This window comes from Pseudomonas sp. 18175, from assembly GCF_050432925.1.
In the GTDB taxonomy this organism is placed as follows: domain Bacteria; phylum Pseudomonadota; class Gammaproteobacteria; order Pseudomonadales; family Pseudomonadaceae; genus Aquipseudomonas.
This window is the reverse complement of record NZ_JBKFTO010000002.1, coordinates 263,086-276,964: the sequence shown is the minus strand read 5'-3', so window position 1 is coordinate 276,964 and position 13,879 is coordinate 263,086. Positions and strand designations below refer to the sequence as shown.

The window sequence follows — 13,879 nt, the reverse complement described above, 5'->3', positions numbered from 1 at the left end:
ATTTAGTGCTTTATTCCTTCAGCAGAGTTGCGGTGATATCTNCCCCCCCCCCCCCCCCCCCCCCCCCCCCCCCCCCCCCCCCCCCCCCCCCCCCCCCCCCCCCCCCCCCCCCCCCCCCCCCCCCCCCCCCCCCCCCCCCCGCTCCCACATTTAGTGCTTTATTCCTTCAGCAGAGTTGCGGTGATATCTACAAGTCAAACCGATCCACCGCCCGTCTGCGCTCATTATCATCGCGCACGTCATAACTGGCGGTAGTTTGGATATTGGTGTGGTGCGCCAGCTTCTGTGCAATCGACAGGTCGTGTTCCTCGATCACCCGGGTGATAAACGAACGGCGGAAGTCGTGCGGCATGATCTTCACGCCCACCTGCTCGCCACGTTGGCGGGCAATGTAGTAGATCGCGTGCTTGGTGATGCGCTCCCGGGTGATATGGCTGCCCCGGCGGATGCGGTTGAACAGGAAACTATCGTCCTGCTCGCCCTCTTTGAGCTGCTCGCGGCGAAAGTCCAGCCAGGCTTGCAGCTTGGCAAACGCCCAGTCCGGCGCATATTTGAGCAACTCTTTATTGCCCTTGCCGATGACCCGCAAGCTGCGTTCAGCGAAGTTGATCTGGGCGAGGTCCAGGTTGACCGACTCCGACTTGCGCATGCCCGAGCCATACAGGATCCCGATCAGCGCCGCATCCCGCAGGCCTTGGGGGCGCGGGTCGGCGGCGCAGACATCCATCATCTCGCGGATCAGCGTGCGCCGCAGGTTGCGGCCCTGGCCCAGGCGGGTGCCAGGTGCCGGCTTGACGGTGCGCATGCGCAACAAGTGTTCCTGGCTGATCAGGCTCATGCGCCAGGCTTCATTCATCACCCCACGCACCGCATTCACGTAAAGCGACGAGGTGTTCGGCGCATAACCGTCTTCGCGTAAAGCCGCCACCAGGGCGATCACGTGTTCGGGTTGCAGCAAGTGCCAGTCGATGTCTTCAAGGTTGATGTCTTCGAAGCCCAGGCGGTCGGCGGCGTCCTGCAGCACATAACGCATGGTCAACTGGCTGGAGGGGGCCAGGCGGGTGAGGTAAAGGGTCAGTGGGTTGCGAATAAACTCAGTCAAGGTAGATCAGCCTTTGGATTAAATACCTCGAACAAGCCATTGTTTAATCGAGATATTTAGTGAATTGGCGAAGGCCGAGTCTAACCCAGGACTGGGCCTCGCACAAAGTCACGGGGCCGCGTCATCGTCCTCGACAGGGTCCTGGGGCTGGGTCTGGCTCTGACTCCATTCACTGTCCTGTTTCTGCATCAGCGCAAACCAGTGTTGGCGCATAAACGTCAGATAAGCCTCTGGCGCCTTGGCAAAATCCTTCTCTTCGCCATAGCAACCCGGCAGCGGCAACTCGGTGCCCTGCTCCTTGTATTGGCTGACCAGTGCCTGCTGCGCGGCAACGCTGCAGTCCTTGGGCAGCGGCATGCCGCGCAACGCGCCGGCGTCCTCGTCCCACCAGCTTGCGCCATAGCGGTCGACGCCGCGCAGGCGAAACTTCTGGGACTTGCCCTGGTGCATGATCAATTTGAATTCGTTGGGGCTCACATCGCTGGTGCAGGTGCGCGAGTAGCCAACAGTCGCCTGGGTGATGCCATCGCCCGCCAAGTCGGTGACTTTGGTCGCGGCCCTATCAAAGCGCAGCGCTGCGTCGAATTCACAATGCTGCACATCGTCGTAGAGCATCCACACGCGCTTGGGACGGTTGCCGTCGATCAGGTACTGGGCCGCATACACGAACGCCGACTGGGTGCCGTCATCGTCACGTTCGCTGACTTGTTCAGCCAACACCAGCAGGTTCTTGCCCTGGCGATCGTCCCACGTGTAAGCGGCGATTTGCTTGCCGCGCACTTCAACTCCGTCCGGGACCTGGTCGATGCTGGTCAGCGCCACGCTGTCCTCGGCCCGCACCGTCGTGACACACGCCACGCTCATCAACAAACCCATCAACACTGGCCGCAACTGGCCGCGTAAAAGCTGCACGCTATTCATCCGAGTACCCTGGCAAGAGAGGGCTTACTTTACCGGCACTTGAGGGGTATTGCAGAGAAGATTCTTCACTAATTGGCATTGCGCACTGCTTACTCGAGAGCCCTTCCCAGCACGGGAATTACTTTGCTGAACCCTGGCTGTCTACCTGTCAAATAAACGAGTTTTTCATCTGCCTTTCATATTCGTTCAACATTTTTACGCTTAATCTTGGCCCCAGGACCTGAGATCGAACCACGTTTTCTACCACTAACCTGTTGATTAGGCTTTACCTTTACCGTTTTTAAGCTTTACTCCAATCGGCATCATGGAAGACCTCTTTGCTCGCCTCAGGAAAGTCGAATGAATAATCGCCACCCCACGCTTCATGTAATCAGTTAACGCTAAGCACCCCACTGATTACTGCTGTTTTCACGCGCCAAGTTGCTCTAACCCCCGAGGTCATGAATCTTTGAAACCCTACCCTATTCATTGTGTGTCGATCGTTATCCCGGTCTACAACGAACAAGAGAGCCTGCCTGAATTGCTGCGCCGTACCACCGCAGCCTGCAAGCAACTGGCCTACGAATACGAAATCATCCTGGTGGATGACGGTAGCCGCGACAATTCGGCCCAAATGCTGGAAGACGCCGCCGCACAAGACGGCAGCAACGTGGTCGCGGTGATCCTCAACCGCAATTACGGCCAGCACGCGGCGATCATGGCCGGTTTCGAACAGTGCCGGGGCGAAGTGGTGATCACCCTCGACGCCGACCTGCAAAACCCGCCGGAAGAAATCCCGCGCCTGGTCGAACAGGCCGCCTTGGGTTACGACGTCGTGGCCACCGTGCGCAACAACCGCCAGGACTCGGCGTTCCGCCGCTGGCCGTCGCGTTTGATCAACCTCGCCGTGCAACGCTCCACTGGCGTGGCCATGACCGACTACGGCTGCATGCTGCGCGCTTATCGGCGCACCATCGTCGATGCCATGCTGGCCTGCCGCGAGCGCAGCACCTTTATCCCGATCCTGGCCAACGGCTTTGCCCGCCACACCACTGAGATCCTGGTGCACCACGCCGAGCGTGAACACGGCGAATCCAAATACAGCGCCATGCGCCTGATCAGCCTGATGTTCGATCTGTTGACGTGCATGACCACCACCCCGCTGCGCCTGCTGTCCATTGTGGGTTTCAGCCTGGCGGGCCTCGGCGTCCTGTTCGCCCTGGCACTGATCGTGCTGCGCCTGGCCTTCGGTGCCGCATGGGCCGGCGACGGCATGTTCGTACTGTTCGCGGTGCTGTTCATGTTTACCGGTGGCCAGTTCATCGGCATGGGCCTTTTGGGTGAATACCTGGGGCGCATGTACAGCGACGTGCGCGCCCGCCCACGCTTCTTTATTGAAAAAGTGCTGCGCAACCAACCGGCAGCACCGGCTCCAGTCGTCGTGGTCGACGGCCTGGTGTCTTCCCATACCGCCACTTCTACTTCTCCTTCCGATCAGGTTTCGTCATGAATTCAAACGCCGTTGTCTTCGCATACCACGATATTGGCTGTGCAGGCATTGAAGCCCTGCTGACTGCCGGCTACGACATTGCTGCCGTGTTTACCCATGCCGATGACCCCAAGGAAAACAATTTCTACGGCTCCGTCGCCCAACTCTGCGCCCGCAATGGCATTCCAGTGCACGCGCCGGAAGACGCCAACCACCCGCTGTGGATCGAGCGTATTGCCAAGCTGAACCCGGACTACATCTTCTCCTTCTACTACCGCAACCTGCTGAGCGAGCCGCTGCTGGCCACCGCCCGCAAAGGCGCGTTCAACCTGCACGGCTCGCTGCTGCCTAAATACCGTGGCCGCGCGCCGGCCAACTGGGTGCTGGTCAACGGTGAGACAGAAACCGGTGTGACCCTGCACCGCATGGTCAAGCGTGCCGATGCCGGCGCGATCCTCGCCCAGCAAAAGGTCATCATCGAGCGCACCGACACCGGCCTGAGCCTGCACGCCAAACTGCGTGACGCTGCCACCACCCTGCTGCGCGATGCACTGCCGCAACTGGCCGCTGGCAAACTGAGCGAGACCGCGCAGGACGAAAGCCAAGCCACCTACTTTGGCCGTCGCACCGCCGCCGACGGCAAACTGGAGTGGAAAAAACCGGCTGAAGAGCTGTTCAACCTGGTCCGCGCCGTGACCCAACCGTACCCAGGCGCCTTCTGCGCCGTGGGCGAGCACAAGCTGATCGTGTGGCAAGCCGAAGTCGCCAAGGGCAACGAAGGCCTGGCGCCTGGCCGTGTGATCAGCGTCAACCCGCTGCGCATCGCCTGCGGTGAAGATTCCCTGGTGATCAAGTTTGGCCAGCGCAACGACAACGGCCTGTACCTGGCCGGCCCGTCCCTGGCCAACGAGCTGGGCTTGGTGGATGGCTCCGTGCTGCGCGGCGCTGAGTCCGGCCGCACGCCACGCCGTACCCGCGTGCTGATCCTGGGCGTGAACGGCTTTATCGGTAATCACTTGTCCGAGCGCCTGCTGCGTGACGACCGTTACGAAGTCTACGGCCTGGACATCGGCTCCGACGCCATCGAGCGCCTGCGCAGCCACCCCAACTTCCACTATGTGGAAGGCGATATCAGCATCCATACCGAGTGGATCGAATACCACATCAAGAAGTGCGACGTGGTCCTGCCGCTGGTGGCCATTGCCACCCCAATCGAATACACCCGCAACCCGCTGCGTGTGTTCGAGCTGGACTTCGAAGAAAACCTCAAGCTGGTGCGCTACTGCGTCAAGTACAACAAGCGCGTGATCTTCCCATCGACCTCCGAAGTCTATGGCATGTGCCAAGACCAGTATTTCGACGAAGACACTTCCAACCTGGTGGTCGGCCCGGTCAACAAGCAGCGCTGGATCTACTCGGTCTCCAAGCAACTGCTGGATCGCGTGATCTGGGCGTACGGCGCCAAAGGCCTGAACTTCACCCTGTTCCGTCCCTTCAACTGGATGGGCCCGCGCCTGGATCGCCTGGATTCGGCCCGCATCGGCAGCTCCCGCGCCATCACCCAGTTGATCCTCAACCTGGTGGAAGGCACGCCGATCCGCCTGTTTGACGGTGGCGAGCAGAAGCGTTGCTTCACCGACATCGCCGACGGTATCGAAGCCCTGGCCCGCATCATTGATAACGACAATGACGTGTGCAACGGCCAGATCATCAACATCGGCAACCCGGAAAACGAAGCCAGCATCCGTCAGCTGGGCGAAGAGCTGCTGCGTCAGTTCGAAGCTCACCCGCTGCGCAGCAACTTCCCGCCGTTCGCCGGTTTCCGCGACGTAGAGAGCAAAGCGTTCTACGGCACTGGTTATCAGGACGTGGCACACCGCAAGCCAAGCATCGAAAACGCCAAGCGCCTGCTGAACTGGGAGCCAACCGTTGAGATGAGCGAGACCATCGGCAACACCCTCGACTTCTTCCTGAAAGAAGCCATGCTCGAAATCGCGGACAAGAAGTAATGCAGGCAGGTCTTCGCATTGATGTCGACACCTACCGTGGCACCCGTGAAGGTGTGCCGCGGTTGCTCGAATCCCTGGATGAAGCAGGGGTGAAAGCGACGTTCTTCTTCAGTGTCGGGCCGGACAACATGGGGCGCCACTTGTGGCGTCTCATCCGCCCGCAGTTCCTGTGGAAAATGCTGCGTTCCAATGCCGTAGGCCTGTATGGCCTGGACATCCTGCTGGCCGGCACTGCCTGGCCGGGCAAGCCGATCGGCCGTGACCTGGGGCACTTGATGCGCCAGGCCAAGGCCGCCGGGCACGAAGTCGGCCTGCACGCCTGGGATCACCACGGCTGGCAGGCCAACACCGGGCGCTGGAGTGAAGCACAGCTGATCGAACAGATCCGCCGTGGTGTTGACACCCTCAGCGACATCCTCGGTGAACGTATCGACTGTTCAGCGGCCGCCGGTTGGCGTGCCGATGAGCGCGTGGTGCAAGCCAAGCAAGGCTTCAACTTTCGCTACAACAGCGATTGCCGGGGCACCAGCCTGTTCAGGCCGACACTGGCCGATGGCAGCGCGGGCACCCCACAAATTCCGGTAGACCTGCCGACCTTCGACGAAGTCGTCGGGCCGGTGGTGGCTGCCAAAGACTTCAATGGCTTCATCCTCGACCGCTTTGCCGCCTCGAAGCTGAACGTCTACACGATCCACGCAGAAGTAGAAGGGATTCTGATGGCCAACGATTTCCGCCAGTTGCTCGCCCAGGCAGGGCAGCGCGGCATTGAGTTCACCCCCCTGGGCGACCTGTTGCCCGCAGACGTAACCACCCTGCCCCAGCAACGGCTGGTGCGCGGTGCCTTGCCCGGCCGCGAGGGTTGGCTCGGAGTGCAACAGGCATGATCCGCCGTTGGGTGCTGCCCCTGCTCCTGTTGGCATTTGGCCTGTTCTACCTGTTGCCGCTGGCCACCCATGGCCTGTGGATTCCCGATGAAACCCGCTACGCGCAGATCAGCCAGGAAATGCTGCTGACCGGCAAGTGGGCGTCGCCGCATTTCATGGGCATCCGCTACTTTGAAAAGCCGGCGGCAGGCTACTGGATGATCGCGCTGGGCCAGGCGATCTTCGGGCAGAACTTGTTCGGCGTGCGTTTCGCTTCGGCGTTGAGCACTGGCCTAAGCATCCTGCTGGTCTACTGGGTATCGCGCAGGCTGTGGAATGACCCGCAAAAGTCGCTGGTCAGCACCGTGCTGTACATGAGTTTTGTCAGCGTTGCTGCATTGGGCGGCTATGCCAACCTCGATCCGCAGTTCACCTTTTGGGTCAACCTGACCGGCGTGGCCTTGTGGTTTTGCTTTGACAGCACCACCCGCAACGGCCGCCTGGCTGCCTGGGCCTTGCTGGGTTTTGCCTGTGGCATGGGCTTTATGACCAAGGGTTTTTTGGCCTGGCTGCTGCCGGTGCTGATCGCCCTGCCCTACGCGCTCTGGCAGAAACGCTTTCGTGAGTTGCTGGGCTACGGCCTGGTCGCGGTGGTCGTGGCGATTGTAGTGAGCCTGCCGTGGGCATTGGCAGTGCACCTGCAAGAACCGGACTACTGGAACTTCTTCTTCTGGCACGAGCATATCCAACGCTTTGCCGGGGACGACGCCCAGCACGCCGAGCCTTTCTGGTACTACTTGCCGTTGCTGGTGGCCTTCTCGTTGCCCTGGGTGGCGCTATTGCCATCCACGGTCAAACAGGCATGGCAGCAAAAACGCCTGCCGAAAACCGCGTTCCTGTTGCTGTGGCTGCTGATGCCCCTGGCGTTTTTCAGCCTGGCCAAGGGCAAGCTGCCCGCCTACATCATGCCGTGCCTGCTGCCGTTGGCCTTGCTGATGGGTGCCACCCTGGCCGACAAACTGGCCCAGGGCCGCAGCCGCGCCTTGCGCATCAACGGCTGGCTCAACCTGGTGATTGGCATCGTGGCGCTGCTGGCGCTCACCTGGGTCCAATTGAAGAAGCCGGTGTACGAGCACGGCCAGGAAACACTCAGCCTGGTGCTGGTATTCACCTTTTTGTTCGGTTGGATCATCGTCAACCTGCTGCAAGCCGCGCGCCCATTGAAACTGTGGGCCGCACCGATAATCGGCAGCTGGCTGCTGGTGGCGTTGGTGCCTGCCGCGCTGCCCCACTCGGTGGTCTACAACAAGACCCCGGATCAATTCATCATCGACCACTTGCAGGAACTGCGACCGGCCACCGCCCTGCTCAGCAATGACCTCGGCGCGGCCTCTGCCCTGTCGTGGCGCCTGGCGCGCCCGGACGTGACCCTCTACAACACGGTGGGCGAAGTGAAGTACGGCCTGGCCTACCCGGATGCCAGCCACCACAAGGTGGATACACGCCAAATCCAGCAATGGATGAGCGATGCCCGTAAAAAAGGTCCGGTCGGTGTGGTGATGCGGGTTAAAGGTGACGATGAAATTGCCGAAGTTGCTTTGCTGCCCAATGACGGCCAGCGCTATGAACAAGGCAATATCGTGATTCTGATCTTCCCGCAGGTTGCGCAATGATCACCCTGCTCCTGTTATTGGCGGCCTGCCTGCTCACCTGCGTGGGCCAGGTGTCGCAGAAATTCGCGGTAGAAAGCTGGCGCGACCTGCCCGAGGGCTGGGCGCTGAAACTGCGCTCGCCCTGGTTGTGGTCGGCGTTGGTCTGCCTGGGCTTGGGCCTGCTGGTGTGGTTACTGGTGCTGCAACGCCTGGAAGTGGGCATCGCCTACCCCATGCTCAGCCTGAATTTTGTGCTGGTTACGCTGGTGGCGCGGTTTGTGTTCCATGAGCACATCGACGGCCGCCATTGGCTGGGCGTGGTACTGGTGATCGCCGGCGTCGTGTTGCTGGGACGCCAGGTATGAGTCGGGCGCAAGGCTTTGCCCTGGCCCTGGGCAGTGTCGGCCTGGTGAGCGCGGCCCAGTTGGGCATGCGTTGGAGCATGACGCGTCTGCCGCTGCCCACCGAATGGCTGAGTGCGCAGATCGATCTTGGCGCCCTCGCGGTGGTAGCCCTGGCAATTTTTGCCTACGCGCTGTCGATGCTCTGCTGGCTTGGCGCGCTTAAACACCTGCCCTTGGGCCGCGCCTATTCGCTGCTGAGCATCAGCTATGCGCTGGTGTACCTGCTGGCCGCCAGCCTGCCGGTGTTCAACGAACACTTTTCCCTTTCAAAAACCCTGGGGGTGGCCTTGGTCGTCCTCGGTGTTGTGGTTATCAACTCTCGCCGTGCTAGCACTACAAGTCCCAGGAATGCCCCATGAAAATCAGTGTATTTGGTAGCGGTTACGTCGGTCTGGTACAGGCCACTGTATTGGCCGAGGTCGGTCACGATGTCATTTGCATGGACGTTGACAAGAACAAGGTCGAGTCACTGCAAAAAGGCCATGTGACCATCTTCGAGCCGGGGCTGGCGGCAATGGTCAAGGAGAACCTGGAAAGCGGGCGCCTGAGCTTCACCTATGACGAAAAGCTCGCCGTCGAACATGGCGAGGTGCTGTTTATTGCCGTGGGCACCCCTTCGGACGAAGACGGCTCGGCCGACCTCAAATACGTGCTGTCGGTGGGCGACGCCGTGGCCCGTCACCGTATCGCCCCGGTGATCCTGGTAGAGAAATCCACCGTACCCGTAGGCACCGGCGACACCCTGCGCGCCCACATCGAAAAAGCCCTGCACCTGGCCGGCCGGCACCTGGAGTTCGATATCGTCTCCAACCCGGAATTCCTCAAGGAAGGCTCGGCGGTCGCCGACTGCCGTCGCCCCGACCGCATCGTGATCGGCTGCGAACGCGACGAAGTGCGCGACGTGATGCGCGACCTGTACGCACCGTTCAACCGCAACCACGACCGCATCATCTTCATGGACCTGCGCAGCGCAGAACTCACCAAGTACGCCGCCAACTGCATGCTCGCCACCAAGATCAGCTTTATCAACCAGATCGCCGAATTGGCCGAACACCTGGGGGCGGATATCGAAGCCGTACGCCTGGGCATCGGCGCCGACTCGCGCATTGGCTACCACTTTATCTACCCCGGTTGCGGCTATGGCGGCTCATGCTTCCCCAAGGACATGCGCGCCCTGATCCACAGCGCCAAGCAGGCCAACTGCTCCAGTGACCTTTTGGAGGCAGTGGAAGCGATCAACCAGCGCCAGAAGAGCAAGTTGTTCGAACGCATCAACGCGTTCTTCAAGGGCAACCTCAAAGGCAAGACATTCGCGCTGTGGGGCCTGGCGTTCAAGCCCAACACCGACGACATGCGCGATGCCCCCAGCCGCGTGCTGATGGAAGCGCTGTGGGCCGCCGGTGCCAACGTGCGGGCGTTCGACCCCGAAGCCATGCAAGAAACCCAGCGTATCTACGGCGACGACCCACGGTTGATGCTGATGGGCACCCCAGAGTCCACCCTCGGTGGCGCCGACGCGCTGATTGTTTGCACCGAGTGGCAGCAGTTCAAGGCCCCGGACTTCGACCTGATCCACCAGCGGCTGAAAACCCCGGTGATCTTCGACGGTCGCAACCTGTACGACGGCGAACGCCTGGCGCGCAAAGGCTTCCAGTACTACCCGATCGGCCGTGGCGACTCCTGTCAGTTGCCGATTCCGCAGCAGCAGTGGCTGCCACAGGTGGTGGAAGCCTGATACGTGAACAACGTCCGACCGCCCCTGTTGAATGCAACGGTTCGCCAGCACTCCCTCGGCTTGGGCGTGTTGGCACTGTTGCTGTTTATTGCCGGTAACTGGCACCAGGCAATCATTGGTTTCGACTCGCGCTTTGTGGTGTTCGCCCAAGAGATGCTGCGCCATGGGCCGAGTTTTTTCCCCACCACCTACGGCCAGCCGTATGCCGATTACCTGGCCACCTCGACCCTGTTGACCTGGCTGTTGTCCTTGCCGTTGGGCCAGGTCACCAGCCTCACGGCCTGGTTGCCCACCGCCATCGCCTCGGCAGTCATCGTCACGCTGGTGTATCGCCTTACCGCGCCCTACTCCCCGCGCTGGGGCCTGTTGAGCGTGGCGATGCTGCTGCTCAGCAGCACCTTTGTCAGCGAAACCCGCGCGGTGTCCCTCGACCAGATGCTCGCTGCGGTAGCCCTCGCGGTGTTCTACCTGGGGTATGCCCATGATCACTTTGGCGCCGGCAAGCGCCTGCACTGGTTGTACCTGCTGTTGATAGTGGGCTTTGCGATCCGTGGCCCCATCGGGCTGGTGATTCCCACGGGCGTGCTGTGCAGTTACTACCTGATCAACCGCCAGTGGCGTCAGTTGTTCAGCTTTGGCCTGCTGGCCCTGGCGCTGCTGGTGGCCTGTGTTGGCCTGCTGTTGCTGCTGGCCAAGCTCAGTGGCGGCGAAGCGTTCATGCAGGATGTGATCCGCATGCAGTTCCTCGGGCGCATGGACGGCAGCGAAGGTTCCAGTGGCGTGTTGTATTACTTCACCAGTTCGTTGGGTAATTACGCGTTGGCCTACCCGTTGGCGTTGCTGGTGCTGGTGGCGGTGGCTGTCGGTGGGCGCCGTCCTCCGGATCCGGCCTTGCAACTGGTGCTGTACTGCGCAGCGGCGGGCTTGCTGGTGATGCTCGGCCTGTCGGTTCCCCAGGCGAAAAAGGCGCGCTACGTGCTGCCGATGTTACCCATGGCGGCAATCATTGCAGCGTACCCCTTCCACGTTGCCCAAGGCCGGTTGTTTGCCTGGCTGCGCGGCTTGACGATGGCAATCTGGGTGCTGCTGCCGGCGCTGCTGGCGATAGGTTTGCTGGTGGCAAGGCGGCGCTTTGCCGAACAGTTGCCCTCCCTTGAATTCGTCTTCATCGTGCTGGGCGTGCTGCAGGTACTGGCGTTGCTGGCGCTGTTCAAAGCGCGCTGGCGTCCGGTTGGGCCGGCGTTTGCAGCGGTGCTGGCGTTGTGGGCCAGCTATGGCCTGGTGGTTGAGCCCCTGGTGCGTAACCTCTACGACACCCGCACCTTCAGCCTGGCGGTCAAGTCGCAGATCCAGCAGGCCCCCGCGCCCCTGGTGCTGCACGGCCTGGGTAAGGACGCCAAGGCGATCAAGTTCATGGTCAACTACGATTGCGACCGGGTGCCGCTGTTCACCCAACAGCCTTCGGACCTTAACGCCCTACCTGCACCGGCCTGGCTGGTGATGAGCGCCGAGGATTTTGCTGGGCTGCAAGACTCGCGCTTTCGCGGCATCACGCCGACCTTGACCGGGGAATTCGACAAGAACCCCTTTGTGTTGCTGCACCTGACCAAACCCAGCCAACCCTGAATGCAGTTTTTTTGCATTTAACCCTCATTAATATGCATTGGCGCTGCGCTATCTGGCGCGGCACACTGCGCAGGTTCCTTCCCCCAAATGTTGGAACTTTTCAAAAGGCTTTTCCGGGCAACCAGACAAGCCTTTTTTTTGCCTGCCGTTTATGGAATGCCTTTCAATGCTCGCTCGCTGGTTCCCCGCTGCAATCAATACCCGCCCCACCGAATGGAGCCGCGCCGCCATCGGCATGGCCTTGGGCACACTGCTCAGTGTCTGGGTGTGCGCCCAGGTGTTTGGCATGGACGTGGCTCTGCACCTACTCGGCCCCTTGGGAGCCTCGGCGGTGTTGCTGTTCGCCGTATCGTCCGGCGCGCTGGCCCAACCCTGGTCGATCATCGGCAGCTACCTGTGCGCAGGCGTGGTGGCCTTGCTGGTGGCTCGTGTACTAGGCCGCACCTTGGGCAGCGCGTGCCTGGCGGCGGGCATGACCGTGGTGTTGATCTGCTGGCTACGCTGCCTGCACCCGCCAGCGGGTGGCTTGGCGATGACCCTGGTACTGGCCGACCCGGCCTCCGCAGGCCTTGGCTGGTATGAGTTGGGCGCGGTGATGCTCGGCGCGGGCGCTTTGCTGACCTGTGCACTGGCCTATAACAATGCCACGCGCACCCGCTATCCCAAGGGTGCCGTTGAATCACCGGCGATAGCCATGGGCAGCGCCCAAACGCCCGTCGACCCGACAATCACCGCCGCCGACCTCAAGCTGGCGCTGGCCGACAGCGAGCAGTTCTACGATATCGAGCCCACCGAACTGGAACAGCTGATCCACGCCGCTGAAGCTCACGCGCGGCGGCGCAGCATCGGCGAAGTGCTGGCCAGCCGTGCTGCATAAATGCAAAAACGACCTGCATGATTGACGGTTGTACTGGGCAAATTTGCACTGGTAGGATCGCGAGATGGTTCGTCCGCGAACATCTTGATAAAGAACAATAAAAGCAGGGAGTTAGAGATGACTGCTCAGGTTTCATCCGAGGCAAGCCGCGCCGATTTAACTCAGGAAGACGTATTAGCCGAAGTGCGCAACCACATCGGCCACCTCACCCTAAACCGCCCCGCCGGCTTGAATGCCATCACCCTGGACATGGTCCGCAGCCTCACCCGCCAATTGCAGGCCTGGGCCGATGACCCTGCCATCTACGCCGTGGTCCTGCGCGGCGCTGGCGAAAAGGCGTTCTGTGCCGGCGGGGATATCCGTTCCCTGTACGACAGCTTCAAAAGCGGCGATACGCTGCACCAGGATTTCTTCGTCGAGGAATACGCGCTGGACCTGGCCATTCACCACTACCGCAAACCCGTGCTGGCCCTGATGGACGGGTTTGTACTCGGCGGCGGTATGGGCCTGGTGCAAGGCGCCGACCTGCGGGTGGTCACCGAACGCAGTCGCCTGGCAATGCCCGAAGTGGCCATCGGTTACTTTCCTGACGTGGGCGGCAGCTACTTCCTGTCACGCATCCCCGGGGAGCTGGGGATTTATCTGGGCGTGACCGGCGTGCAGATCCGCGCAGCCGATGCGCTGTACTGCGGGCTGGCCGACTGGTACATAGACAGCACCCGGCTGGCTGACCTGGACCACAAACTTGACCTCCTGCGCTGGCACGATTCGCCGCTCAAGGACCTGCAAGGCGTGTTGGCCAAACTGGCCGTGCAACAACTGCCCGACGCGCCGCTCGACGCCTTGCGCCCGGTGATCGACCACTTCTTCGCCCTGCCGGACATCCCTAGCATCGTCGAGCAATTGCAGGCCGTTACGGTCGCCGACAGCCATGAATGGGCGCTGGCCACCGCCAGTTTGATGCAAACCCGCTCGCCCCTGGCCATGGCCGTGACCCTGGAGATGCTACGCCGTGGCCGCCGCCTGCCGCTGGAACAATGCTTTGCCCTGGAACTGCACCTAGATCGCCAATGGTTCGAACGCGGCGACCTCATCGAGGGCGTGCGCGCCCTGATCATCGACAAGGACAAGACCCCGCGCTGGAATCCACCCACCCTCCACGGGTTGGATGCCAGCCATGTCGAAAGCTTCTTCCATCACTTCAAGCAGGTTGCGAACTAAG

General features: G+C 61.3%; 11 protein-coding genes and 1 pseudogene. 10 read left to right on the top strand and 2 right to left on the bottom strand.

Translation table 11 applies throughout. The annotated features are described in order from the left end of the window. Nucleotides 1-187: 187 nt before the first annotated feature. On the bottom strand, nt 188-1,102 hold the full coding sequence (locus ACLD1Y_RS04200; protein ID WP_429475734.1) for a site-specific integrase: 915 nt from the start codon (nt 1,100-1,102) through the stop codon (nt 188-190). 108 nt (nt 1,103-1,210) lie between these two features. After that, entirely contained in the window at nt 1,211-2,023 is an 813-nt protein-coding gene (locus tag ACLD1Y_RS04195) for a M949_RS01915 family surface polysaccharide biosynthesis protein (protein WP_429475732.1), read from the bottom strand. Nucleotides 2,024-2,471: 448 nt separating this feature from the next. Between ACLD1Y_RS04195 and arnC the strand changes: the two genes are divergently transcribed. The 10 genes and pseudogenes from arnC to ACLD1Y_RS04145 all read left to right on the top strand — a co-directional run bounded on the left by arnC (nt 2,472) and on the right by ACLD1Y_RS04145 (nt 13,878). Beyond that, nucleotides 2,472-3,512 carry an undecaprenyl-phosphate 4-deoxy-4-formamido-L-arabinose transferase gene (gene arnC, locus ACLD1Y_RS04190; protein ID WP_429475730.1) on the top strand — a complete coding sequence of 347 codons (1,041 nt, stop codon included), beginning with the start codon at nt 2,472-2,474 and terminating at the stop codon, nt 3,510-3,512. After that, nucleotides 3,509-5,500, top strand: a complete 1,992-nt coding sequence (gene arnA, locus ACLD1Y_RS04185) for a bifunctional UDP-4-amino-4-deoxy-L-arabinose formyltransferase/UDP-glucuronic acid oxidase ArnA (protein ID WP_429475728.1) — start codon at nt 3,509-3,511, stop codon at nt 5,498-5,500. Before arnC ends, arnA begins: the two co-directional genes overlap by 4 nt. Next, nucleotides 5,500-6,384 (top strand): 4-deoxy-4-formamido-L-arabinose-phosphoundecaprenol deformylase, encoded by an 885-nt coding sequence (gene arnD, locus ACLD1Y_RS04180; RefSeq protein WP_429475726.1) that lies wholly within the window; start codon nt 5,500-5,502, stop codon nt 6,382-6,384. Before arnA ends, arnD begins: the two co-directional genes overlap by 1 nt. Further along, nucleotides 6,381-8,036 (top strand): lipid IV(A) 4-amino-4-deoxy-L-arabinosyltransferase, encoded by a 1,656-nt coding sequence (arnT, locus tag ACLD1Y_RS04175; protein ID WP_429475724.1) that lies wholly within the window; start codon nt 6,381-6,383, stop codon nt 8,034-8,036. The genes arnD and arnT overlap by 4 nt, the downstream gene beginning before the upstream one ends. Further along, nucleotides 8,033-8,380, top strand: coding sequence for a 4-amino-4-deoxy-L-arabinose-phosphoundecaprenol flippase subunit ArnE (arnE, locus tag ACLD1Y_RS04170; protein ID WP_429475722.1), 348 nt, complete (start codon nt 8,033-8,035; stop codon nt 8,378-8,380). The genes arnT and arnE overlap by 4 nt, the downstream gene beginning before the upstream one ends. Continuing rightward, nucleotides 8,377-8,778 (top strand): 4-amino-4-deoxy-L-arabinose-phosphoundecaprenol flippase subunit ArnF, encoded by a 402-nt coding sequence (arnF, locus tag ACLD1Y_RS04165; RefSeq protein WP_429475720.1) that lies wholly within the window; start codon nt 8,377-8,379, stop codon nt 8,776-8,778. Before arnE ends, arnF begins: the two co-directional genes overlap by 4 nt. Further along, a pseudogene (locus ACLD1Y_RS04160) lies at nt 8,775-10,165 on the top strand (UDP-glucose dehydrogenase family protein); the annotation flags it as partial. The gene arnF and the pseudogene ACLD1Y_RS04160, both read left to right, overlap by 4 nt. After that, entirely contained in the window at nt 10,158-11,780 is a 1,623-nt protein-coding gene (locus tag ACLD1Y_RS04155; protein WP_429475718.1) for an ArnT family glycosyltransferase, read from the top strand. The pseudogene ACLD1Y_RS04160 and the gene ACLD1Y_RS04155, both read left to right, overlap by 8 nt. A 166-nt stretch (nt 11,781-11,946) precedes the next feature. Next, on the top strand, nt 11,947-12,657 hold the full coding sequence (locus ACLD1Y_RS04150) for an HPP family protein (protein ID WP_429475716.1): 711 nt from the start codon (nt 11,947-11,949) through the stop codon (nt 12,655-12,657). Between the two features lie 117 nt (nt 12,658-12,774). Beyond that, nucleotides 12,775-13,878, top strand: a complete 1,104-nt coding sequence (locus ACLD1Y_RS04145) for an enoyl-CoA hydratase/isomerase family protein (RefSeq protein ID WP_429475714.1) — start codon at nt 12,775-12,777, stop codon at nt 13,876-13,878. Nucleotide 13,879: the final 1 nt, after the last annotated feature.